At 52.8% G+C, this 25,660-nt stretch carries 20 protein-coding genes and 2 pseudogenes; 11 read left to right on the top strand and 11 right to left on the bottom strand.

The window, feature by feature from the left end:
- The 4 genes and pseudogenes from AUK29_05455 to AUK29_05440 all read left to right on the top strand — a co-directional run bounded on the left by AUK29_05455 (position 1) and on the right by AUK29_05440 (position 2,378).
- Positions 1–867, top strand: a pseudogene (locus AUK29_05455) (hypothetical protein).
- A gap of 3 nt (positions 868–870) precedes the next feature.
- Positions 871–1,878, top strand: coding sequence for a hypothetical protein (locus AUK29_05450; protein ID OIP64128.1), 1,008 nt, complete (start codon positions 871–873; stop codon positions 1,876–1,878).
- A 12-nt stretch (positions 1,879–1,890) separates the two neighbouring features.
- Positions 1,891–2,070, top strand: coding sequence for a hypothetical protein (locus AUK29_05445; GenBank protein ID OIP64127.1), 180 nt, complete (start codon positions 1,891–1,893; stop codon positions 2,068–2,070).
- A gap of 26 nt (positions 2,071–2,096) precedes the next feature.
- Positions 2,097–2,378, top strand: coding sequence for a hypothetical protein (locus AUK29_05440; GenBank protein ID OIP64126.1), 282 nt, complete (start codon positions 2,097–2,099; stop codon positions 2,376–2,378).
- Positions 2,379–2,597: 219 nt separating this feature from the next.
- On the opposite strand, the gene AUK29_05435 is transcribed toward AUK29_05440, so the two are convergent.
- From AUK29_05435 to AUK29_05385, 11 genes are all read right to left on the bottom strand, one after another.
- Positions 2,598–3,755 (bottom strand): hypothetical protein, encoded by a 1,158-nt coding sequence (locus AUK29_05435; GenBank protein ID OIP64125.1) that lies wholly within the window; start codon positions 3,753–3,755, stop codon positions 2,598–2,600.
- Positions 3,756–3,798: 43 nt separating this feature from the next.
- Entirely contained in the window at positions 3,799–4,644 is an 846-nt protein-coding gene (locus tag AUK29_05430) for a hypothetical protein (protein OIP64124.1), read from the bottom strand.
- Positions 4,625–5,737, bottom strand: coding sequence for a hypothetical protein (locus tag AUK29_05425; GenBank protein ID OIP64123.1), 1,113 nt, complete (start codon positions 5,735–5,737; stop codon positions 4,625–4,627). Before AUK29_05425 ends, AUK29_05430 begins: the two co-directional genes overlap by 20 nt.
- Before the next feature lie 16 nt (positions 5,738–5,753).
- Entirely contained in the window at positions 5,754–7,025 is a 1,272-nt protein-coding gene (locus AUK29_05420) for a hypothetical protein (GenBank protein OIP64122.1), read from the bottom strand.
- Positions 7,022–8,002, bottom strand: coding sequence for a hypothetical protein (locus AUK29_05415; protein OIP64121.1), 981 nt, complete (start codon positions 8,000–8,002; stop codon positions 7,022–7,024). Before AUK29_05415 ends, AUK29_05420 begins: the two co-directional genes overlap by 4 nt.
- Positions 8,003–8,006: 4 nt before the next feature.
- A complete protein-coding gene (locus tag AUK29_05410; protein OIP64120.1) occupies positions 8,007–8,612 on the bottom strand; it encodes a hypothetical protein in 606 nt (201 codons plus the stop codon).
- Between the two features lie 59 nt (positions 8,613–8,671).
- Entirely contained in the window at positions 8,672–10,102 is a 1,431-nt protein-coding gene (locus AUK29_05405) for a hypothetical protein (protein OIP64119.1), read from the bottom strand.
- A gap of 1 nt (position 10,103) precedes the next feature.
- Complete coding sequence (locus AUK29_05400; GenBank protein ID OIP64118.1) at positions 10,104–11,813, bottom strand: hypothetical protein; 1,710 nt, start codon at positions 11,811–11,813, stop codon at positions 10,104–10,106.
- A gap of 18 nt (positions 11,814–11,831) precedes the next feature.
- Positions 11,832–13,136 (bottom strand): hypothetical protein, encoded by a 1,305-nt coding sequence (locus tag AUK29_05395; GenBank protein OIP64129.1) that lies wholly within the window; start codon positions 13,134–13,136, stop codon positions 11,832–11,834.
- A 118-nt stretch (positions 13,137–13,254) separates the two neighbouring features.
- Positions 13,255–15,588 (bottom strand): hypothetical protein, encoded by a 2,334-nt coding sequence (locus AUK29_05390; protein OIP64117.1) that lies wholly within the window; start codon positions 15,586–15,588, stop codon positions 13,255–13,257.
- Positions 15,589–15,700: 112 nt separating this feature from the next.
- Positions 15,701–18,217 carry a hypothetical protein gene (locus AUK29_05385; protein ID OIP64116.1) on the bottom strand — a complete coding sequence of 839 codons (2,517 nt, stop codon included), beginning with the start codon at positions 18,215–18,217 and terminating at the stop codon, positions 15,701–15,703.
- A 293-nt stretch (positions 18,218–18,510) separates the two neighbouring features.
- On the opposite strand from AUK29_05385, the gene AUK29_05380 reads away from it, so the two are divergent.
- From AUK29_05380 to AUK29_05350, 7 genes and pseudogenes are all read left to right on the top strand, one after another.
- Positions 18,511–19,344, top strand: coding sequence for a type II secretion system protein GspC (locus AUK29_05380; protein OIP64115.1), 834 nt, complete (start codon positions 18,511–18,513; stop codon positions 19,342–19,344).
- Between the two features lie 56 nt (positions 19,345–19,400).
- Entirely contained in the window at positions 19,401–19,715 is a 315-nt protein-coding gene (locus AUK29_05375) for a hypothetical protein (protein OIP64114.1), read from the top strand.
- Complete coding sequence (locus AUK29_05370; protein OIP64113.1) at positions 19,699–21,798, top strand: type II secretion system protein GspD; 2,100 nt, start codon at positions 19,699–19,701, stop codon at positions 21,796–21,798. The genes AUK29_05375 and AUK29_05370 overlap by 17 nt, the downstream gene beginning before the upstream one ends.
- Positions 21,795–23,339 carry a type II secretion system protein GspE gene (locus AUK29_05365; protein OIP64112.1) on the top strand — a complete coding sequence of 515 codons (1,545 nt, stop codon included), beginning with the start codon at positions 21,795–21,797 and terminating at the stop codon, positions 23,337–23,339. The genes AUK29_05370 and AUK29_05365 overlap by 4 nt, the downstream gene beginning before the upstream one ends.
- A gap of 3 nt (positions 23,340–23,342) precedes the next feature.
- Entirely contained in the window at positions 23,343–24,560 is a 1,218-nt protein-coding gene (locus AUK29_05360) for a type II secretion system protein GspF (GenBank protein OIP64111.1), read from the top strand.
- 221 nt (positions 24,561–24,781) lie between these two features.
- Positions 24,782–25,252, top strand: a complete 471-nt coding sequence (locus AUK29_05355) for a type II secretion system protein GspG (GenBank protein ID OIP64110.1) — start codon at positions 24,782–24,784, stop codon at positions 25,250–25,252.
- Positions 25,245–25,660, top strand: a pseudogene (locus AUK29_05350) (hypothetical protein). Before AUK29_05355 ends, AUK29_05350 begins: the two are co-directional and overlap by 8 nt.

Genomic DNA, 25,660 nt, shown 5'->3' with positions numbered 1-25,660 from the left:
TCTCCCCGGATCCGTCTCTCCCTGACACAAAAACAAGACCTCGATGAGGACAAAACACCGCTCAAGACGCTTCGGAGAGATCCCGGAGACGAAATCCACTGGATCCGCAAAGATACCGTCTCCGTGCTGAACATCCCTAACCGGACCGTCCATCTCTATATCAGCGGCTCGTGCCCGGCGGATGCGGTTGCGGTCATCCTCTTCGGGGTCACCGGCTTCCTGGTCCACTTGGAACTCTCTCTTATGGGAGACCTGGCAGTGTTTCACGGGGCATCCCTTTACAAGGATGGGAGGGGTCTCCTTCTCCTCGGCAAGACCAACTCAGGCAAGACCTCCCTTTCCTGCCTCCTGACGAAATACGGATTCAGCTATCTCTCCGAAGAGGACAGCTTCATCCGTATGGAAAGCAACGGGTCGTTCCAGATCCTTCCCTACCCCCGCAGGATCCGGATCACCCGGGACGTGATGAATCTCCATCCGGAACTCGGCCTGATGGCCCATGAAAAGACCTTGGTGCAAAGCATGGATGAAGAAGTTTTCCGGATCGACCTTAGAGAACCGTTTCCGGAAAGTGCCCCATTAAAAAAAGTGATATTTTTAGACAACAATATCAACCACTTATCCATTTATGCTGATAAAATGGATAAGGCTGAGGCCTTTTTCTCCCTGCTCGCCTCCCTGGAAGCAGCCAAGATTCAGGAGTCTCCGGATACGGCCCGGGAAGACCTGATCCGCCATAACCGGGCCGCTTTTGACGTCTCAAAATCGATCATTGACAGCATAGCCATAACCCGGTTAAAATATAATATTATAAGGGATTTTCCCGTTTTGCCCGGCATCATTTTGGACATTTTAAAGACAGGCTGACCCATGCTCTTAAAAACCCCCGTTGAAGTCTTCTGGTGTCTCACGGACCGGTGCAACATGGCGTGCAATTTCTGCCTCAGCGAATCGGATCTCGAGATCCGAGACCATGAACTGGATGCCGAAAAACGGGCCCTCATTCTCGAAGACCTGATCCAATGCCGGGTCCTGAAGGTCTACCTCACCGGCGGGGAGCCCCTCCTGATCCCCGAAACATTGGATTATGTCGGACGTCTCCGCGAGAACGGAATCTTCACGGTCCTGACCACCAACGGAATTTTACTGGACCCGGCAACGGTTCAGGGCCTTAAAGACTATGGTCTGAACCGGATTCAGGTGAGCCTGCACGGCTCCAGACCGGAGATCAACGACGCCATCATGGGTGGGCATGCCTTTGATCGGATCATCAAGGCCCTCGGCTGGATCCACGATGCGGGTCTTGACCTGCATATCAAGGTGACCATCACCCGGGAGAATATCCATGACCTCTCCCGGCTGGTCCATAAGCTTCTCCCCTTCGAACCCTCCCTGATCAATGCCTCCGAGATGACACCGACAGGCCGCGGCTTTTTGAATTACGAATCCTTACGGCCCCTTGAAAAAGAACTTCGTGAGGCCATGGACAGTATCCGGTCATTGAATGAGATGGGCGTGAAGGTTTCTTTCAGGAACCATACCCTCTTCTTTAATGAGATCGGAAGGCCCAGCACCTGCACCGTGGGGAGCGAAACCGCCTCCACCTGCCTGATCATGCCGGACGGGAACATGACCCCCTGCACCCCGGCCCACGTCTGGGGGCTCTCAAACAATGTCCTGGAATACGGGATACAGGGGGCCTGGGAGCAGATCCCGCTTTATGCCCAGTTCCTGCAGGTGGAAAACCTTCACGGCCGGTGCCGCGGCTGTGAATCCCTGCATGAATGTAAAGGCGGCTGCAGGGCCGAGGCCTATCTCCGCACCGACGATGTCTGGGGGGAATATGCCCCCTGTGTAAGGCTTTCTCAAACAAAGTAAGGAGTATAAAATATGGCAACAAAACCGAAAAAACCATGGATAAAACCCGAACTCACATCCATCTCGGTTCAAGGTGTGGGAAACTATTTCTGCACCACGGGCCTCGAACGGGGAATCGTCTGCGGCAAGAATAATATCCCGACAGGCTCGGTCTCTTGCAGTCAGTCCACCAAGAACACAGTATTCAGTTAATTCATCCCTCAATATAAGGGTGATATATGACAACGGACCATCGCAAACCGAGCATCCCATCCAACGTGCTCTGGAGAGAAGAGGACGGGAATACCGTCCTGTTTGATGAAGAAAACGGGGAACCTTACCTCTTGAACGAGACCGGCGCCCGGATCTGGGATCTCTGCAATGAAGACGTGCCGTTGGGAGAAATCCTCTCTCTTCTTCCTCAGGAGTTTGAGGGAGACCCGGCCGTTATCCGGAAACAGGCCCTGGACCTGATCCGGGACCTCGTTGAGAAAAAACTTCTGGTGCTTTCCTCCGATTGATCCCCAGCTTTGTTTTTACGGGATATCCCGCCCGGAGATTCATCTGCTTGTCGTAGACCGGTTGGACGTCGTCTGTCTGAACAGCGTCTCCTCAGCCTTACGGTATGAGGTCGCCCAGAACGGCAGGGTTCTTTTCGAGCGGGAAAAAGGAGAGTTCATTTCCTTCTGCATCCGCGCCTTCAAGGAATACGAAGAAATGAACTTCCTCAGCCGGCACTATTATGAAGACAAGATCTTGGAGTCTTGCGCCAGACGATTCCGGATGGTCTCAAATACCTCTGTCGGCGAGATTCCGTACATGCATGCATGCGTTTTAACCGGACATATTCCCATATTACACCCGATACAATCGAGGTCATCCCTTCGGAGGACTGTATTCCCTTCTCCTACAGGCCGCCACTGTTCGGCCCGCGTGGGCCCCATAAATGAAATCGTCGGGATAGAAAGAGCCGAGGCCAAATGAAGAGGGCCGGAATTATTACACACCAACAGATTCAGATTGTTCAAGAGCGCTGCAAGACCTTTGATACGGGTCACGGGAGGGAATTGAATCGGCGCGCCTTGCATCCGGTTGACGATTTCCGAAAGCAGAATCTGATCCTTCGGCCCTCCAAGCAAGAGAACCTGAGCTTCTCCGCTTCGGAGGATAAGGTCGGAAAGATCAGCAAAATTCTCCGCAGGCCAGCGCTGGGTTGGATGGACTCCACCGGGATGAATCCCGACAACCGGGCGGCCGCGTTTCACGCCGATCCGCTCCAGCATAGCGGCTGTATCTCTCTCTTCCGCCTTAGGGATCACCAGATCAAAACCGGGCCGGTCCCTGGAAAGTCCGAGGGGCGCCAGAGTACCCAGAATCAGATCCACCATATGCCGCCCTTCCTTGGGAAAAGGGAGCGCGGCGTCAAAGAAGATACGCCGTCCATCCTGTCCATAACCGATTCTGCATGGCGCGGCTGAGTACCCGGCCGCAACCGCCGGCATCAAAGATCCGTCCGTATTCAGATCTATAACCCAATCGAACTTCTCCCTTCGGATTCGTCTGATGTCATGCGCCCAGTCCAAGGGCCCGAAAACGCTCTCCAACTCCATGATCCCGGTGGTGTGCGGGCACATCTCATAGACTTCCCGTATATACCGATTTGCAAGCACATGAATCTGCGCTGAGGGGAATCGGTCGTGAAGAACCGTCAGGAGGGGAACGGACAGCACAGCATCTCCCAGGCGCGTCTGGGAGATCACAAGGATCTTGACGGGTTTTGACGGAATCCCGCTCCTTTTCCTGGGAACAACAAAACGCCCCGCGCTTAGAAGAAAAACCGTTCTCATGAACACGAAGAGACGTTTCAGAACCTGACGAGTTTTAAGCAGTGATTTCATTCCCGAAGCCATCCCTTCACATACAAGCCCATCCTGGTTTTTTTCATTGGGCTTTTTGTGCGGTGTGACCGGACTTCCTTGCAAATATTTTAAATCCATCGGCAAAGTTGGCGCGGGTCGCGGCATAGACGAGTCCGCTGATCCAGTCGATGATTTTCCGCTGGAATACCACGGCGGACAAATCCAGCCGCAACTGCTCCACGCAAAATCCGACGGAATGCAGCATGGCGGGCAAGCTGATCGGCGTAAAATGAAACAGGTGAAGTTCCTTGGCCCCGGGATCAAACAGGGAGAACTTTTTTCTCTTGTAAAGGCGGTAAAAAAACCGCGTAAAATAGTTTTTCAGGTTGGGCACGGCAATCACCAATAACCCGTCGTCTTTCATGATGCGATGGACTTCCATCAGGTTCCTCTTTGGATCCGGCATGTGCTCCAAACTGTGCCACAGGGTGATGACGTCAAAGCGCTTATCCGGGAATTGAGCTTCCGGAAGTTCCCCTCGAAATATATCCGGAGGTTCGTCTTCACGCCCTTGAGACGTGATAAAAGAGGATACCTCCGTGCCCTGGACCTGAAATCCCTGCCCTTTCGCCAGCATCAAGAACGTTTCGAGACCGCAGCCCACGTCCAGTAACCGGCCGCCCTGTTTATGTCTCATCACCTCCCTGATCCTTTTTCTCCACATCCTTTCTCTGGCGCGCGATTGCTTCTCGATCCAATCACGGTAATAGTTTTCACCGTAATGGTCGCAAAGAGAGTGAAGGTCGGGGATGGGGTTCGTATAGACCAAACCACAGCTACGGCACTGAACGACCCGATAGGTATCGTCAACCTGCTGGACCAGCCTTGTATCATCGTGACCGCAGTGATTACACTTTACATAGATCATAAACCTGCTGCGTCCTCCTGACATTCTCCCGAATGTCGAAAAGCCGGCGCACCCGCTCTTTTCCATTCCTTGCTATTCGTTGCCTCAAATCCCTGTTTTCAATCAAGGCTCGAATGGCCGTAACCAGACCGGCCAAATCTCCCTTTGGCACGAGCAATCCCGACTCTCCCGATTCGATAATCTCCGGAACGGCATCAACGGCAAATGCCACCACCGGCCGCTCACACGCCATCGCCTCAATCAAGACCCGCCCGAAGCCTTCGGTATGAGAAGGAACCGCAAGAATGTCCAGGGCCGACATGACCTCCCGAACATCCTGCTGCCATCCTGTAAAGGTGACAGAGGTTTCCAATCCAAGGTCTGTAACCATGCGCTCCAACTCTCTCTGGTAAGCGGTGGGAGATCCTACGATCAGACAGTGAAGATGGGGAAATGACGCTGATAATTGTTTGAGCGCCCGTATGACATAAACCTGGCCTTTCAGGGGATGGATCTGTCCGACAACGCCGATCACGAATTTATCGTCCAATTTAAATCTTCTCCGGAATGGCGACGCATCTACGAGGTGGAATTCATCCGGATCAATGCCGTTGTAAATGACGGAGACCTTCTTCCGGGAGTTCGGGTACGGGAACCGGCGCGCCACGGCATTGGAAATGGCTATCACCCTGTCAGATAGAAGGTACAGCAGCGCATCATAGAACGACTCCCGCATCGCGATTCTGACATGCCAAACCAGCGATACCCCCGCCATTCTGCAGGCCAGCCCTGCATACCATGTGGTCCTGGATGCGTTGGTGTGCACAAGATCAATCTTCCGGCTGCGCAGGATACGGATGAGACTCCGAACACTTTGTGCCAAACGAAGAACATTGAGCGTTTTCAGGGTGTTCATATCACTAAAGAAAACAGGGATTCCCAAGGTCAGAATCCTCTCCGCAAACGGCCCGTCACAAGGGAATACGACCATCGGAGAAAATCGATCCCGGTCGAGGAAGCGCAGCAGATTCAGAAGACTCTGTTGGCCGCCTCCGATCAGATCGGATGTGTTTTCTATGAAAAGGACGTTCTTCTTCACGACATTCCCCGGCATGCAAAACCCTCGATCCCTATTTACCTCTTTGGCCGGCATGGCAAGAGATAATCGTCCTGAGATGAGCGGCAACCCGGCTCCATGTATAATCCTTCAAAACGCGCTCCTTTCCATTTTGCCCCAGTTGACTGCAGTATGCCCTCTCATGCAACAGGGTTCGAAGCGCTTGTTCCAGAGCGTCCTGATCTCCCGACGGAATGAGAAGCCCTGTCTGCTCGTGCGCCACGGCATCCTCAATGCCTCCGGAACGGGAACCGATGACCGCCTTGCCCATGATGCCCGCCTCAAGAAAGACGATCCCGAATCCTTCGACATCCCCTTGATCCCGGATCTCGGCAGGCGTCAGCACAAATAGATCACAGGCAGAATAGATGGCCGGGAGATCTTCACTTTTCACATAACCCGTAAAAATCACCCGCCCGTCTAAATGAAGCCCCTTTGCCAGGGACTCAAGCCGTTCCCTTTCCGGACCATCCCCGACGATCAGGTAGACCAGGTCAGGAAATTCTCCGGACAGCCTCTCCACGGCCCGCAGAATCAGATCATGCCCCTTTCTCTTCACCAGTCTTGAGACGCTCAAAATGATCCTCTTCCCTTGGAGAGAATCTCGTTGCAGCAGGCCGGAAGATTTTTTTGACTCGAGCCACCGAGCGGGGTCAATCCCGTTGCTCAGGATCGTCACCGCTTCTTTGGGGATTCCCAGCCTGAGTATCTTCTCAGCCGTAAACCGGCTCACGGGCAAGATCCGATCGGAATGACGCATCACCCGTATCATCCAACTCCTCCAAAACGCGCTTCTCCGGGGCTCAAGCACATCCAGTCCGTGTGCATGGATAAAGTAATGGATTCGCAATAGACGAGAAACCAGATAAGTGGATATGCCGCAGGGAGACCAGGTATTGTTCAGAACCACCCGAATCCTGTGCCGGAGAAGAAGCATTAAAATGAAATAGCTGAGAACGAGGATTCGCAAAATGGGTGAATTCAACAAAGGATAGCGATAAATCCTTTCTTCAGAGCGAATCGAATCTCCTCTCAAAGCGCCGTCCGGGCGGGGAGCCAGCACAAAGACCTCCTCTCCCTGATCCCGAAGACCCTTCACGATCCCATAGGCATGCTCAGACATGCCTCCTATAAGTGGAGGATAATCCACAGTTACGAAAAGCACTCTTAGGCGGGCCATTTGAATCTCCCGGTCGAAGCGGCGCCATTTCTTGTTTCCCTTTTCGAGGCCCTGCGCAGGGCGGTTTGTGGCCAAAGACACGGCAGGGTCACGGGATCCGCTCAAGTCCGAATCACAGAGAAGATTTCCTTGATCCGGTCATCATACGTATTCCCCTTCCGGATCCGCCTGAATCCGTTCTCCCGAATCGCCTCACGCTCATCCGGGCGCTCAAGGTAATATCGGATTTTTTCACAAAGCTCTTCCACGTCTCGATAACAGACGACCTCTTTGCCGGGGGTCAGATAGCGCCCGATTTCGGCCCGATCGTCAACCAGTTGAAAACCGCCGCACCCCGCGATATCAAAAAACCGCTGGTTCAGACCATCAATGTCATCATAGTGGTGAAGATTCAGGTTGATCAGGGATGCATTGATCACTCGGCTATGGTCTATGCCGCGAATAATGCCGGATCTTTGGCAAGAGCCATGCAGAGGATGATCACAAGGGAGCTTCTCCCAACCTGGGCCCCATATTTTGAAATCCATCCCCTGAACCCTCTCCAAGGCCTTTAGCCGGTACGGATACATGGTGCCTATAAAACTGACCTCCGATCCGAAGGTTTGTCTCTCCTGCTCCGTCAGCGGCATCCTTTTCTGAATTTCCGGATCATAGGAGTGCGCCAGGAAATGAATATTCTGATAACCGATTTCACGAAGTTTTTTGTTCCAATAGGGGTTCTTGGTAAAGAAATAATCATAACAAGAAAGCGCATGGGCGACATTATCAAAGGCCATGGGCCGCGCATCCGGAAACCAATTGATCAACGGAGCGCCGGTCACCTCTCGAATCCTCTTTGCCGTTTCAGGAAAAAGCAGTTCCCCCTTTGCCACAAAGGTCAAGTCCGGCTTGACCTCCTTCACCAAAGCCGACAACAGGCGATTCATACGCTGAACAAAGAGGGTGCTCAAAAGCGGAGCGCGCAGGCGCGTGTCCTTGCGGTAATCGAACACGATCACCTCATGTCCGCATCGCTTGAGGGCCTGCTCAATGGACCAGCCGAAGGAGCTATGGAAATGAACTGCAACAAGGAATATTTTCATGGGTTCAGGCTTTCTCCTCGATCATCTCTCCCGCTTCTTTCTTCAAAAGGGTTCGGATCACTCTTGCCGGGTTCCCAGCGACGAAAGTAAAGGCGGGGACATCCCGTGTGACCACGGCCCCGGCGCCCACGACCGCTCCATCTCCGATGGTCACTCCGGCCAGGATGATCGCGCTGGAGGCAATCCAAACGCCCCGTCCGATATGAATGGGCTTGCAGCGTACGGCGTGACGTCTGTCCTGATCGAACGACTCCATGTCGTGATAGGGAGTCAGCAGTTTCACATCATGGCCGAAAAAACTGCGGGCGCCGATCGTCACGGCAGCGGAGTCATCACAAAACGTGTTTTGCAGCGCAACGTCATCTCCTACGATCATGTTCCCCCATAGAAACTTGAATCCTCTTGAGATGGAAACGCCTTTGCCCACATGGATATTCTTCTTCCGAAACCGGTAATAGATCGGGTAGGTCCATAACCTCTTCAGCCATCGAAGGATCTGCGCAGCCGCTCCGGGACCCCGCAGGGTCTCTTGAAGACGAAGCGGCCCGTAACGCTGCCCGCAGGCCGGACAGATCCTGTCTTCCCTCAAGGAATCTTCGGTCCGAATCATACTCCCCTTCTTGCACAATGGGCAGATACTCATAGTCTCTCTAACGCACTCTTGGGCCACTATGACTTCACAAAAAGCATTTTCTGCAGGATATTCCAATCCTCGCGGTCAAAGACTTTGACAATAAGAAGCATGACAGCATAAACCAATGCACCGAGTGAAATGCTTAAAAATAGGCTTCCATCTCTGATGAAATATAAGGCAGCCCCCATTACAAGACTGCCGAGAACAGCCTTTATAAGGGGCATTGCAATACGCGGAGCATAGACATATTTCCGAACGGACAGGTAACTAAGGGTAACGAGGCTCACATCCGTTAATACGGTGGCGGCGCTTGCACCCAGAAAACCATAAAGGGGGATAAGAATCAGATTCAGCCCGATATTGACGGCTGTACAGATCATCATATTATAGGTCGTACGTATCTGTTGGTTTGCTGAATTGAGAAGGTTCCCCAGCATGGCCGTAGCAAAGGAAAAGGCCAGAGTCCAGATTAGGATTCGGAGCGCGGCAGCCGCCTCATTAAAGGAAGTGCCGTACATCATCAGAATGATTTTATCCGACAGGAAGGCGATGCCTGTCGCCGCAGGAAATCCGATCAGAACAGAATATTTAAAGGAGCGTTCGAAAATATTCTTTGCCTTGTCGGGATCCGTTTCAAAGTATCTTGACGTGACGGGAAACAAAGCCTGACTCAATGCGCCGGGAAGGAACATGAGGGCAATGACAATATTGTATGCAGCGTTGTACAAACCCACGACGGTCATGCCGATCATCTTTGAAAGCATGACTGAATCAATGCGAGCATAAATCCGTACAAAAACGCTCCCAACGCCGAAAGAGAAACTCTCTTTAGCAATGCTCCACCATACGGCCGGGTGGAAACAAAACTTGATTCGTGCAAAACCATTCAGCAAGAAAAAGAAAGCCGACAATGCGTGGATCGCATTCGCAGCAAAAATCGACCAACACAATCCTTTAAGCCCATAGCCGCCGGTCAGAACCGTCACACCAAATAATATGAGCAGCAGACTTCGAAAAACAGAAAGAGATGATCCGAGTCCCATCCGTTCATATCCTTGAAATACGGAAACAGGAATCCCCGTGAAGGAATGAACGAGATAAGCGCCTCCGAGAATATAGACGATCCGAATCACCTCTGGTTCGTAACCCAGAATACGCATGAGCAAAGCGATCATGGCAACCGTTAGAATGGAAAAGAGGAGTTTGATCGCTGCAAAATCCGGAAGATAAGACGATATGTCCTCCCTGTTTCTTGCGACTTCCCGTATAAGAAGTTTGGCCAGACCCAGATCCGCCCATACGACAAGCATTTCCATAAAGGCCTTGGCAAAGGCGAATTTCCCAAACTCCATCACGCCCAGTGCACGGGTTACGTAGACCGCGAAGCCAAAGGAAAGAAGGTTGACAAGAATAATCTCGGTGGAAACGAGTGAGGTATTCTTCGCGACACGTGTGATGGTTCCCATATCACAACCGGCTCTCTACAACGTGATGGCCCAAGACAAGGACATCGACACTTCCATTGAGAAAGGAGCGGATGGCATCCTCCGGGGAGCAGACAATCGGTTCTTCGTGTATATTGAAGCTCGTATTGATCACCAAGGGCAGTCCGGTCAATTTCTTGAACTCTGAAATCAACGAATGATAGGTCGGATTGTCTTCTTTACGCACCACCTGCGGCCGTGCCGTATGGTCGATATGCGACACCGCCGGCGCCAGGGAAACTCCCTGCGCATCAACGTCATAGGTCATGGTCATGAAACGACCCGGCACGTCCGTAGGCGACCAATCCGGATAAAAGCGGCCCGCATCCTCTTCCAGAATACTGGGCGCAAAGGGCATGAACTCCGTTCTCTTCAAGCGCTCATTTAACCAGTCGTTAATGGAGCGATCTGTCGGATCCGCCAGGATGGATCGGTTCCCCAGCGCACGGGGGCCGTACTCCATCCTTCCCGAGAAGTATCCCACAATCTTCTTCTCTTTTAACATCTTCGCCGTGAAACTTGCAGGATGCTCCACACGCCGATAAGGAAGCTGATACTTCTCGATCGCCCTCCGAACCTCCCCGTCCGTATATTCCGGTCCCAGGTAAACATTTCGCAAAAAAACGGGAAGGGGCCGGCCCCCCTTTTTCAGAGCCGCCGTTGCCCAGACTTTCAAAGCCGCTCCCAAAGCCAATCCGGTATCCGACATGGCGGGCTGGACGTATACCCCCTCCACGCAATCCAGTTCTCGAATCCTTTGATTGACCTTCACGTTCCCGAATAGACCTCCGGCCAGCGCGACGTTTCGAATCCCGGTCATGTTGACGGCGTCTCTCACCATGGCCGTGACATTCTGTTCTGTAAGCTCCTGCAAGGCCGCCGCAACATCCGCCTTTTCCACCTCCTCAAGCATCTCGTCTACAAGCGGGATCCTCCAGTCATCGTAGCTTTTCGCTTTAAAAAGGCACGGGATATAATCGGAAAAGAATTCATGGCGGTCTGCGTCATATCGATTGATCGTACGGAACCGTTCGAAACACTTCTTCGAATCGCCGTAAGCCGCCAACCCCGTAATCTTCCCTTCATGCCGTGACGGCTTGAATCCGAAGTACTGGGTGATGAACGAATAGAGAATTCCCGGCGAATAATAGCCGTTGAATTCACGAAGCTTAACCAGACTGCCGTTTTTCCCCACGCCGATGGTCCCGCAAACGGCTGAATCGCCGATGCCGTCCAGGGTAATGACGGCGGCCTCGCTCCATGGACAGGTGTAGTAGGCGCTCGCCGCATGAGCCTCATGGTGGTCAATCTCATAAACGGTGATCCCGTTCAACAGATCCGGGAGAGTCCTCCGGATCTTTTTTGCCGTCAGCAGGGCGTAGAGGATCCTGTTCGACATGAGAATCCCGGTGTCTCTGTACGTCTTATAGATGTATTTGAGCATTTTCCCGGCGCGGCCGAAGGGCGGCAAGCCCGCCAAAGCCACGGCGTTGATTTCCTTTGTCGAAAGATTTGATATCCTAAGAACTTCCGCTATGGAAAGAACAGGGAAGGAGCCTTCGCACTTTTTTCTCGTCAAGCGCTCTTCAGAAACCGCCGCCAGCACTTCGCCGTCTCGAATCACGGCAGCGCCGCTGTCGTGTGCCTGAGCCGGACTGTCTGCGGAGTAGCCCCAAATTCCCAATACGATCATACCTTCCTCATGATGAAATCAAGACCCTGCTTCCTCGTCGTCGCAAGCCGCCATCCGCAGTCTGGGCAGAATGAGGACCATACCCACGAGAAACCAAAAGGGTTCCATAATCCGTACAATAATAAACGTATTGGCCCCTAAAGAGTGCATAAACATGGCTGAACACCCGGCCAGCATGCCCAGGGCCAGCCCCTTGTCATAGGGCCGGGTACAAACCCGATAGACTTTTAAGATCTCCCGGAAGACGACAAACATCAAGTACCACAATGAAACCAGACCGGCCAAACCCAGTTCCACCAGGGTCCTGAAGTACTGGCCGTCAATGAATCCATACCCGGTGATTCCGTATCCCAAGACCGGGTGATGGACAAAATCATTGAGGCATCTCCCCCAGCTTGTAATTCGATCCGAGGAAGAGGGGTCAAGGGTGACCCCGGCCACGACGATGGATTTCGTATGGTGTTTCTGAAAGGTATATAAAAAACGCTCTTTTGCGCTCTTCGGGGCAAAAATGGGGGTCAGGGCAACGGCCAGAATGACGAAATAGATCAACACGGTCTTCCGGTAACTGAAATAGATCAGAGTCATGACCATGGGGATCACGGCAATCCAGGAGGTCCTGGATAGGGTATAGATAAAAGGAATCGTAAAGAATACGGCCAGCCCCATATAAATCACCTTGGTTTTCTGGGTTTTTGCCGTCAGAAAAAATCCTGAAACTATCGAGATCAGCAGCAATAGATACCCTCCCATGGTGTTGGGTTCCCCGTTGATCCCTTCAAAGGGAGCGGAAACCCGGACGCCCGAAGGAATCTGCATCATCCCATAAATGGATATCAGAACTCCTGTGATCAAAATCGCCCAGACAAATCTCCGGATCTGCTCGCCGCCGCGGAGTTGATTGACGACGAGAAAATAAACCACGAAATATTCCAGATATTTCAGGACATAGAAAAAACCGTCCGCAGGCCTGACTCGGTCAAAGAGAACGCCCAGAATGGTGGAGAATGCGCAGACCACGGCATAGATCAGGATCGGACGGTTGATCGGAGTCTTCCTGAATATCCCCATCTCTTTGAAGAGGGCTGTCTTGGCAAGCCAGGACAAGCCGATAATCACCAGGAGAATATCATCCACCCTCAGGACTACATCCCGTCCAGCGCCGCCGGCAACCTTGATTTCAGGCGACAAAAGCATGGAAAGAATCAGGATGTAGAGGGCCGCCTCGGTTCTCAGTATGGAAACCACCAGGATCAGGCATCCCGCCGCAACCTTGAGGGAGGTCCCTGTGGTCAGTTGGGTCAGGAAATGGGTGGTTAGCACGGCCATGGAGAGCAGAATGATGTAAAAAATATGAATTTTGGTCCGGTCGGTTGCAATCATATCGAGCCCACAAGAGAGGTCAGGTCGGTTGAATCCAGTGGAGATCAATAAATGGAGTTTATTTCTTTTGCCAAAAGAACCCGACCAGAATCAATATTGCTGAAAGGGCCAGGACAAAAAATTGAAACATGGAGACATGGGTCTTCATGATCCGGCTTTTTGCCTTCTGAATAGACTTCTCCAGCAGGGCCATCCATTCTTTCTTCCTGCCATGATCACGCCCGGTATCTTCACCATAGTATTTGGTTTGATATTGAGACATCGGATAATATCCGCTGATCTCAGCCGTTATATCATTCAGAACAATACCGAGGATATTGGCCCGGACATTCTCCAGGTGCGTCTTGGCCCGTTTGAGGGCATTCCTCGGTATCCTTCCGGCCTGATAGACCAGGACCACCCCGTCCACTTTTGGAGCTAATATCGCCGCATCGGTCACGGGGAGGAGAGGCGGGCAGTCCATGATGATCATATCATACTCTTTCCGAATCTCCTCCATGAAGTCGCTCATTCCCTTTGAACTCAAAAGCTCCGCCGGATTGGGCGGTATCCCCCCGGCCGTAATGACGTGCAGGTTTTCCAGACCCGGGGTCTTCATGATATCGTCCATCCGGATCTTGCCCATCATGAGATCGGTGATGTCCTTGACGGCATCCTTCCATGGGATCTTCCCGAGGATAATATCGGTCAAGCCGACCTCTTTCTCCAATCCGAAGATCTTGTAGATGGAAGGTTTACGGAGATCGCAGTTGACCAGGAGCACCTTGTTCCCCTCCTGCGCCTTGGTGATCGCCAGATTGGCTACCGTCGTGCTCTTCCCTTCCTTTAAAGAGGAGCTCGTAAACAGGATGATCTGCCCTGTTTTTTTCAGGTTGGTAAACTGGATATTGGTCCTCAAGGTCCGGTAGCTCTCCGCTACAGAGGACTTGGGTTTGAGCTGGGTGATGAGATGGGCATGACTCCCAAGCAGATCCTCAAACTTGGCATCCTTCTCGTCGTTCTGGGAGACGACCTCCTTGATCTCATACATGTCGATATGGGGAATGACGCCCAGGACGGGAATCTGGAGATACCTCTCCACGTCCTCAATGGTCCCGATGGAGGTATCGAGGGTTTCCCGGACCAGGGCGATGATCAGGCCCAGCATCAGGCCGATGATCAACCCCACGAAAGTGGTTGACCAGAGCTTGTCATTCATACGGGTCCCCAGGTCCGCCGCCCGGATCACCGAAACCTCATCGGCCTGTTCCTTCTCCCGGATCTGCGCCTCCTGATATTTGGTCTTCAGGAGGGAGAAGAGTTCCTCATTGACATGAACGTCTCTCTGGATCTGACTTAACTGAACTTCGTATTCGGGGAGGTTCTTGTTCTTTTCAATGATACCCGATATCTGGTCCTGAAGGGTCTTTTCCCTGTCGTTATAGACTGCATACTGGCTCTTCAGTTCCTTGAGCATCTCCCTTCTGATATCCATGATCTTCTCGTCGACGTCCTTGACCTGCGGGTGCTCCGAGGTGTAATCAATCAAAAGGTTGTTCCTGCTGAGGATCAGCTCAACCAGCTTGCTGTTCAACTGGCCGAGAACGGATGCGGCCGACTCGACATAAGGACGTTCCGAAAGGACCTGGTCCAGGGCTGAAATCTGCGTTCCTTCCAGGCGTTTGATCATCATGTCTGTTTCCTGCGCCTGACGTTTGACCTGTTCATGTTCCGTCTGCGCGGCCTGGAGGCTGTTCAGAGTCGCATTCACCTCGGCGTCGAGGGTAATGAACTTGTGTTTTTCCTTGAAGTCTTGAAGCTTCTTTTCCGAATTGGAGAGAACCTTCTGAGTCTCTATCAGTTGATTCTCGATAAATTCCCGGGTCCTGCGCGCCTCATTGGTCTTTGCATAGACATGATAAACCTTGTATTGCTCGGCAACCCTGTTGGCGATGGTCTTGACCTGGACCGGATCGTTGGAAGAGACGATGATATTGATGATGTTGGTGTTCCCTTCCTGCGCGGTTCGGATCTTTCCCTGGATCCCCCTGACGATGCCGGAATACTTGCCGGATTCCTTGATCTCATCGTAGGAGATCTCCTGCGGGATCAATCCGAGGGATTTGCAGACCCTGACCACAACCGGTGTGCTCCGGATGACCTCGGACTCAGTGGCAATATTGTCCCAGGAGTTCCAGCTGAAGGCCTCCAGAAAAAGACCGGCGACGGTTTTGCTCTGCTCGATCTTCACACTGGAAGTAGACTCATAAATAGCCTCTTTTGAGAAGGCGAACAGAAAGCTCAAGAAGCTGATCAGGAAGGTGGTCATGATGATCAGACGCTTCCTTTTCAGAAGAATGATGCCGTAGTCTCTCAGATCGAGTTCATACTGCGATGAATCAATAGCTTTCATGGTTCCCTTTCATCATGGATAAGATCAATGATCTTGCCTTGCATCCGGAGCTTTTTACTCTGCCGTCCCCCTTGTGGACTTTTTACGAGTCCGCCCAATATGCCTCACAGGATTACGGCGTCGTCAGCGGCCTGACATTCTCCTTGTTCAGGTCGATGGTGGTGCGCATCGACTCAAACTGATACGGGAAAAGGACGAAATCGAGCATGGGCTTGATTTTCGTCAGGAGATAAGAAACGCTTGCAATCCTGTTTTTGGGAACATAGATGATATCGTTATTCTGCAGGACCAGGTTGGCGGAAAGATCGCCCTTCTGAAAGAACCGTTTGACATCCACGGGGATGACTTCAGGCCTGGAGAGATCTCCGCGGATTAAGTGCGTGCTCTGGACCACGGCATCCTCGGTAAAACTTCCGGCCCTGCCCACTGCATCCAGGACGCTCATCCCCTCTTTGAGATCATAGATGCCTGGATTCTTGACCTCGCCGAAGACATAAACCTTGCTCATCCCTTCTGAGGTTTCGGGGATAAAAATCGAATCCCCAGGATAGATCGGGATATCCTCCGAGGCGTTGGCTTGGAAAATCGCCTTATAGAGATTGACCGAAAGGGTGGTCCCGTTCTTCCGGGTTACCGTCACCTTTTTCAGGTTGGCCGTGGGAAGGGGTCCCCCTGCAATGGTCAGCAGTTCAACAATCTTTGTCGGTTTCTTTAAAACATAAACCCCAGGCCCGGTAGGCTGCCGTACCAGGGAATTGACGGCCCCCAGAATCATCACCTCCTGGCTGTGAAACTCTTTAATCGTAATATCAATCCTCGGATTCTTGAAATAACGGCTCAACTTCTCCGTCAACAGACGATCCAGTTCGGTGAGGGTCAATCCTCCGGCAGAAAGGTCATCCACCATGAACAACGATAGGGTCCCATCCGGCCGGATCAGCACTTCATACTCATCGGCGCTGAACTGTTTCCAGAAAACGACCTTGAGGATGTCCCCCGGTCCGACCTTGTATTCAGTCAGGAATTGACTCTTGATGAACTCATCCTGCTGTTTCTTTTCTGCTTCACTGGGCGCCGGATGCCCGTCCACGCCCGCCTGATGGGAGATGATGATCTCCACCACGGAGTTCCCGGATCCGGCGCCGGACACGGATTCCTCGGCAGGCCGGCTGTCGGCAAAACCGGTTACGGATATCCTGCCGGGTTCGATCTGAAGGCTCTCGTCCAATATCTTTTTCACCTTTTCCGCCCGCGCCTCCGAAAGCGCCATCAGGGACCCCTGTCCCTCGGGTTTCTCAAGACGGTCCGCATGACCTTCTATACGGATCGTCTCATAAGATGAGCTCTGCAATGTCTTCACGATTTCCGCAATCACAACCTGGGCAGCCTTGGACAGATCCTCCCCATTGGGCTCAAACGGAACCGCAAAACGCGTCAGAAAAGGATTGGACGCCTCTTTCGCTTCCCTGCCCGAAGGAACGGCCTGGATCTCCTTGACGGCCCGTTTTTCTCCATGTCCTCCAAACCAGATCTGCACGCCTTCACTATAGCTGGCCGCGATCAGATCATGGACCCCGTCCCCATCCAGATCTGAGGCCGTAAGCCCATAAAAACTCCCGGACTCCGGGAGCCCTTTTCCCATGGAGAGCCACCCCCCGACCTTTCCTCCAAACCAGACCCTGACCCCGCCGGAGTCCACCGAGCTCGCGGCGATATCCATCCTTCCGTCCTTGTTGAAATCCGAGACCAGGATAGACCAGTAAAATCCGCGGTTCACCGGAAAGGTCACGTCCTGCCAGTCTCCTTTGCCGTTGCCGGTCCAGATTTTGATCCCCTGATAGTAGGTTGTGGCCGCGATGTCCATCCATCCGTCATGGTTCAGATCCGCGACCGCCACCCCCCAGAAGTCCCCTTCCTTGGCCGGACTCGGGAATGTGGACCAGGCGCCGTCACCGCTTCCCAGATAGATATGAATTCCCCCGGGGCGCCCCCAGGACGTGGCGATGATATCCAGGTTCCCATCGCCGTTGATATCGGTCAGAGCCGCATCCCGATAGATGTGGGCTGCATCCGGCCCGGCCTGCTGGATCCATTCCCCTTTGCCGTCGCCGAACCAGACCTGGATGCCCCCTTCCTGGTCTCCGGAACTGTTGGCTGCGACGATGTCCGGATTCCCATCCTTATTGACATCCAGACACTTCACGCTCTCGTAGCTTCCGGTCTCCACAGGCGAGTTCCCTTGTTTCCAGGACCCGTCCGCTCCCTGCAAGAGGACCATCACCCCTTTAAGATCTCTCTGGCCCACGACCGCCAGATCCTGGTTCCCGTCCCCGTTGATATCACAGACGGCAATGGAGCGGACATCCCCGTTGACCGGAGGTTTCCTGGCCAGACGCCACTTTCCTTTCCCGTCTCCCGTCCAGATCGTCACCCCTCCCGGATTGAACGAACCGGCAATTAAATCCGGAAAGCCGTCCTGGTTCAGATCGGCGGCGGTTACAGCCCGATACTGTCCGGCATTGACCGGTCCGGTTTCAACGGACCAGGTAAAATCGGATAGGGTCATGACCTCCGGATGGAGATGAGAACAACCCGGAAAAAGAATGAAGACAACCGAGGCCAGGATCAAGTATCGACGATCTAACATAGATTTCTCCCTGTTTTTTATCTATTCTGAGAGAATGATAATTTACTGTATTTACTATTAAATTTTATCATACAACCGGTACCAGTCAAGAAAAATGTATCGGTTTTTTTGGCATTTATCATACATTCGGTACAAGAGTCTTTTAATATAGCGGGAACTCCCCGCCTTTATAGGCGGGGAGTTCCCGCTATATTAAAATGGAGTCCAATTTTCTTGACAAAATGTGTAAATTATTATAAAAATAAATGGTTTAGACAACCTCTAAGGTTTATGAAATGCATAAAAAGAGAGTTTTTCAAATCATTTTGATCTCCTTATTCATCCTCTTTGCAGCCGATATCGCCTTGAAAATAATCAACAGTCACCTATATGTCGAGAAACCACACGATGCCGCAAACAAGAACGTGCTTTCCCTGAAAAAAGAGACCAAACCCTTTTCGGCTTACGGCAAGATCACTGAACGGAACCTGTTCCAGGGGGCATCCTTCGCCCAGATAACCGGGAACAACGCGGATGATTCCCTGGATCACCCCAAAACGGATTTAAAATTAACCCTAAAGGGCACGGTGGTCAGCAACAGGAAACGTTCCTTTGCCATCATTGAGGATACCAATTTAAAAGCACAGAACCTTTATCATATCAACGACAACATCGGAAGCGGCGTCACCTTAAGCGCCATTTTTGAGGATCGGGTGGTGATCAACCGGAACGGACGCAAGGAACTCCTGCTGATGTTCCAGGAAGACAAGCAGGATAAAAAAGGGGAATCCCGACCCACCGCCCTTGCCGAACCCCCTCAGAGGATCCAGCGGCAGGAAATCCAGGAAGCGGCCAGTGACCTCAGATCTCTCATGAGGGACGTGAGGATCATCCCCCATTTTACTTCAGGGAAACGAGACGGATTCACGGTGACCTATCTTCGTGAAGGGAGCCGCCTGTCGGAGCTCGGCCTCCAAAAAAATGATATCATCAAGGCCATCAACGGAACCTCGTCTGAGGAATTTAAAAACATCTTTGAAATTTTCAACAAGTACTCAGATGCCAAAACACTCAACCTGGAGGTGGAAAGGGACAACCAGGTCCTGACCATCAATTATACGGTCGAGTAACATCGATCTTGAACTCGGGGGCGCAGAATGAAAAATCATCAAACCATGTATCTCTCTTGCCTGGTCCTGCTGGCAGGATCTATCTTTATGCTCCTCTCTTACGCCTCGGCAGAGCAGGCGCAACAAGTTTCGCCGGCGGCTCCCCCTGCAACGCAGCGGATGCCGGGAACACCGCCTGCCGTACCGGCTGCCCAGGGAACTCCCCCTGGATCCACGCCGGACATAGGGGCGCCCACGGCGGCACAACGGACGCCGGGACCTGGACCTGCTGTACAGCCGCCGTCCGTACCCATACCCGGATCCCATCCGTCACCAGGGGCGGTCCCTGCAGTTCCGCCGCAAGGATCTTCTCCTATGCCCCGGAAAGATGAACTGATCACCATGAACTTTGAGGATGCGGACATCCGTGTTTTGATCAAGTTCATCAGTGAACTGGTGCATAAAAATTTCCTGATCGATGAAGCGGTTAAAGGCAAGGTCACTGTTGTCTCTCCGGAAAAAATCACTGTGGATGAGGCCTACAGGGTTTTTGAATCCATCCTGGAGATCAGGGGATACACCCTAGTCTCGGCTGATAAGGTGATCAAGATCGTCCCGAGCCCGGAAGCCAAACAGAGAGGAATCGAGACCGTGGTGGGAAAGGCCCCTTCTCTTTCAGAGCGTACGGACGAATTCGTTACCCGGATCGCACGGCTGGAATATGTCAATGCCGATGACCTGGCGGCCCTCATCCGGCCCCTCTTCTCGAAAGACGGCTATCTGGTCTCCTACAAACCGACCAATACGCTGATCATGACCGATCTCAATTCCAACCTTTACCGTATCCTGAAGATCATCGGCGAACTGGATGTCAAGGGATACCATGCGGAACTCTATGTCATCCCCATCAAGTATGCCTCGGTCAAGACCATAACCGAGCACTTAAACGATATCCTCGGACAAGGGAGCGCCGCCGCTTCAGGATCGTCTCCCGGCGTCAGGATGAGAGGGACCCCGTCCGCCGCACCGACCACGGTCTCCGGTGTCTCGTCCGAAATCAAGATCATTGCGGACGAACGGACCAACTCCCTGATCGTCCTCGCTACCAAAAACGATTATGAAAGCATCGTCAATCTTGTCCGGAGACTGGATGTGCCATCCCCCGAGGGAAAAGGGCGGGTCAACATCTATTATCTTCAGAACGCCGTGGCCGAGGAGGCCGTTACAGTCCTGAATGAATTTGTCTCCGGAATTAAGGCGGGAAAAGGCAAAGACAATAAGGGGACGGAGAAGATCCCGACCCAGACGGATATCAGGATCGTTGCCGACAAGGCCACCAACGCACTGATCATCAACGCCGATCCCGAAGATTATGAGCAGATCAAATCGGTCATCGAAAAACTGGACATCCCTCGATCACAGGTCTTAATCGAGGCCCTGATCATGGAAGTCCGCGGAAGCGATTCTTACAACCTCGGTGTGGAGTGGGAAACTTTTGGAGGGAGCATCGGCGCCGATGACTCCATTGACCGCCTGGGTTTCGGCGGATCGCTTCCTCAGGGCGCCCTCCTTCCCACCATAGGATCCCTCAATGAAGGGACGATCCCCTCATCCGTCACCGGATTCAACCTGGGCGTCTTCGGAAACTTTATTACATTCAACGGCCACCAATTTCCTTCCATTTCGGCGCTGATCACAGCCGTGGCCACCCGTTCCGACACCAACATCATCGCCACCCCCCAGATCCTGACCATGGACAACCAGGAGGCGGAGATCCAGGTCGGTGAGAACCGTCCCTTCCTGACCCAGGCCCGAACCGGGCAGCAAGGGGTCAATGATGTGTTTCAGACCTTTGAGTTCAAGGACGTGGGAGTCACGCTCAAGGTCACGCCCCATATCAGCCAGAACCGTTTCGTCCGGCTTGAACTCTCTCAGGAAGTCTCCAATGTGGATGCCGCAGCCACGGCCGGGACCGGGGCCACGGCGCCGGTGACCACCAAGCGGTCCGCCAAGACCACCATCGTGGTCAAAGACAGCCATACTATCGTCATCGGGGGTCTCATCCAGGATGATATCAATGATACCCATTCCAAAATTCCCTGTTTGGGTGATCTGCCGTTTTTAAAATATCTCTTCAGCTCAAATCAGAACAAAAACAACAAAACGAACCTGATGATCTTCCTGACGCCGCACATTGTCACCAATCCCACGGAGGCGGCGAGACTCTCTGAAAAGAAACAACAGGATTTTGAGTCCAACAAGGACTATAAGGCTCAGCAGCCTTCATACGATTTCTACGGTTCTCCGGAAAAACAAGAGCAAGACAAGGGAGATCCGACCGGACCAAAAGCCCTTCCCGATGAGACCTTGAAGGAAAATCCGGATCCGCCGGCCCCGGATCCTTCGGTTCAGGACGGTCAGGGGAATGAAAACAGCGCGCCGGGGACCCCCATCAGGACGGAAGATCAACCATGAACCCAGATCACCTGAACATCGGGATTCCTGTTCTTCAGGAGATTCCGGAACCGAAATTGAGCGAAGCGACTCTGGAAAAGATCCCCCGCAGCTATCTCAAACGCTTTGTCCTCTTCCCTTTCTTTGAGGATGATCATGAGATCCGTGTGGCCGTCTCCGACCCGGCGAACATCGTCCCTCTGGAAGACCTCGGGAAACTGCTTCGGAAGAATGTGGAGCCCTATCTGGCTTCGGAAAATCAGATCAACCAGAAAATCAACCTCTTCTTTGGAAGCGCCACGGATACGGCCGAGAGTGTGATCGATGATCTTGCCGGTCAGGAATATGAAACCATTGCCGAGGAACTGGATGAAGTCCAGGACCTGCTGGACGCCGAGACCGAGGCGCCCATCATCAAGCTCATGAACCTCATCCTCTACCAGGCTGTGGAATCCCGCGCCAGCGACATCCACATCGAACCCTATGAAAAGGAGATGCTGGTCCGGTACCGGATCGACGGCGTCCTCTACGAGAGACTCCAGCCTCCCAGACGTTTCCTCTCCGCCCTGATCTCAAGGATCAAGATCATGGCCAACCTGAATATCGCGGAAAAGCGGCTTCCACATGACGGACGGATCAAAATCAAAATCGCCAACAAGGAGGTCGATATCCGTGTTTCCATCATCCCTACGGCCTTCGGCGAACGGGTGGTGCTGCGGCTCCTGGACAAGAACGCCACGATCTATGACCTGGAGGACATCGGACTTCCCGATCAGACCTACCATCAGATCTCCAAACTGATCCGTAAGAGCCACGGCATTATCCTGGTCACGGGACCCACGGGAAGCGGAAAGAGCACGACGCTCTACGCCGCCCTGAACAAAATCAATTCCCCGGACCAGAACATTCTCACCATTGAGGATCCCATCGAGTACCAGATCAAAGGAATCGGACAGATGCAGGTCAATCCCAAGATTGAGCTGACCTTCGCACGGGGGCTGCGATCCATCCTCCGCCAAGACCCCGATGTCATCATGATCGGTGAAATACGAGATCGGGAGACGGCCGAGATCGCCATTCAGGCATCGCTGACCGGCCATCTGGTCTTCTCCACCCTGCATACCAACGACTCCGCCGGCGCCATGACCCGGCTGGTGGATATGGGGATCGAGCCGTTCCTGGTCTCCTCTTCTCTGCTCGGCGTTCTGGCACAGCGCCTGGTCCGGGTCATCTGCCCCAAGTGCAGGATTTCACACCAACCCACACATGCCGAGCTTGAAGAGCTCGGGCTGGATCCCTCCCAGCTCAAAAATCCCGTTTTTTATCACGGCAAGGGATGCGACTACTGTTTTCATACCGGCTATCACGGCCGGACTGGAATTTATGAGATGCTTTTGAGCACGGAGAAGATCAATAAGCTGATTTTCCAGAATGTCGATTCCAATATGATCAGAGCGGCCTCGGTCCAGGAGGGAATGAGAACGCTCCGTCAGGACGGCGCCGCCAAGGTTCTAAGCGGCATCACCACCATCGAAGAGGTCCTGCGCGTGACGCAAGAATAAACTATGCCGGTTTACGAATACAAAGCCCTTGACAAGAGAGGCAAGACCCTCACCGGAATCGTGGATGCAGACTCGTCCCAGGAGGCCAGGGGGAAGCTGCGTGAACAAGAGGTCTACATCACCGATCTCTCCGATACGCTGTCCATGCCGGGGAAAAACCGGACCGCAGGCATCACCCTTTTTACCCGCATCAGTCCCATCGAGGTCTCGATCCTTATCCGTCAGATCTCTACCCTGCTGAATGCCGGCATCCCGCTTGTGGAGGCGCTTTCAGCCGTTATCGACCAGATCGACAACAAGGGTCTCGAGAGGATCCTTTCCCAGGTCCGTGAATCGGTTCGGGAAGGAAGAAGTTTTGCCGACAGCCTCTCCCCTCACACCCGGGCCTTTTCCCCTCTCATGGTCAATATGATCCGGTCCGGTGAGAGCAGCGGGTCCTTGGAAATCGTCCTCCTTCGCCTGGCTGATTTCCTGGAACAGCAGGTCATGACCAAACGGAAGATCCAGTCGGCCTTGATCTATCCTGCGGTCATTGTCTCGATCGCCTTCTGTATCCTTCTCTTTCTGATGACCTATGTGGTGCCCTCCGTAACCAAAATTTTCTCCGACATGAAGCAGACCCTCCCGATCCCCACGGCAGTTCTGATCGCAATCAGCAGTTTCATCCGGTCCTACTGGTGGCTTTTCCTCCTCCTCTTTGCCGCCGCTTTCACCGGGATCAAGGCCTATATTAAAACCGAGGAAGGGAGGATTCATTTCGACCAATTCAAACTGAAGATGCCGATCTTCGGGTCCCTTTACCGCAAGATCGCCATTTCCAGGTTCTCAAGGACCCTCGGGACCCTCCTGAAGAACGGCGTCCCGCTCTTAAACTCCCTCGACATCGTCAAAAACGTGGTCGGAAACAAACTCCTGGAGAGGACCATCGAGGAAGCCCGCACACACATTGGGGAAGGCTCGTCCATTCATGAACCGTTGAGACGAAGCGGCGTGTTCCCGCCTATTCTGATCCATATGATCAATGTCGGAGAAAAAAGCGGCACGCTCGAGGAGATGCTGAACAAGGTGGCGGATATCACGGACAACGAGATCGACACGACCGTCAACACCCTGACTTCATTGCTGGAGCCGTTTATGATTGTGGGATTGGCGCTGGTCGTGGGGTTTATTGTGATCTCCATCCTGCTGCCCATTTTCGAGATCAACCAACTGATCCATTAGTAATTTAGGATCATCTCCAAAAGAGTGGGTGAAAACATAAGGGTTCAAGGGGTCAAGGATTCAAGGGGTCGAGTGAAGTGCTAAAAATATCAAGGATCAAGGGTTCCAGTGTTTTTCTCTGGAGATTTTGTTTGCGTTTAAGTATTTCACTTGAACCCTTGAACCCTTTTACCCACTAAATGGGAGAAGAACCATAATTTACAAATAAAGTTTTTGCCAAAATGAAAAAAAGAAATCGGTCATTAAGGAGGTTTTTCATGCTCAACAAAAAAGGATTCACCCTGATCGAACTCCTTGTGGTTCTGGTCATCATTTCGGTTCTGGCCTCCATCGTAGGGCCGAAACTCTTCGGCCGGACCGATGAAGCCCGCCGTACCGCCGCCATGGCACAGATACGCAATATCCAAAGCGCCTTGGCGCTCTATGAGAGAGACAACGGGACATTCCCCACAACCGAGCAGGGGCTCCAGGCCCTCATTGAGAAACCGTCCATAGAACCCGCCCCCAAAAACTGGCACGAGGGGGGGTACCTGGACAATAACAAGGTGCCGCTCGACCCCTGGCATAATCCCTATGTCTACATCTCACCCGGCGTGCACAATAAGGAATACGACATCAAATCCTATGGGGCGGACGGCGAGGAAGGCGGCGAAGGAAAATATGCGGACATCGAAAGCTGGAACATTGAATAGGATCCGGCCCGGCGGCGCCTTGATCCGTCATCCTGAGCGCGGGTTCACTCTGATTGAGCTGATCGTCACCCTGATGATTATATCCGTCATCCTGGCGCTGACGCTTCCGAAAATCGGAAACGCCGTCTATTCCAGCGACCTTAAACGTTCCATCCGGCAGATCCGCGCCATCCTCTCCGTAGCCAGGAGCAACGCCGCCATGGAGCGCATCCCGCGCCGTGTCGTATGCGATATCACAAAAGCGGAAATCCATATCGAACGGGAAGTCAGCAAGGACGAAGACGGCCAGTCCATTCTCCACTACGAAAAAGACAACTCGATCCTGAATCGAACCTACAAGTTTCCCAAAGGGGTCCGGATCGAGGATGTCATTACGGAGACCGGTCAGAAGGAACTGGAAGGCGAGGC

The organism is Nitrospirae bacterium CG2_30_53_67, from assembly GCA_001873285.1.
Taxonomy (GTDB): Bacteria; CG2-30-53-67; CG2-30-53-67; order CG2-30-53-67; family CG2-30-53-67; genus CG2-30-53-67.
Note: the sequence above shows the minus strand (reverse complement) of the source record. Positions and strands in the feature narration are given on the sequence as shown.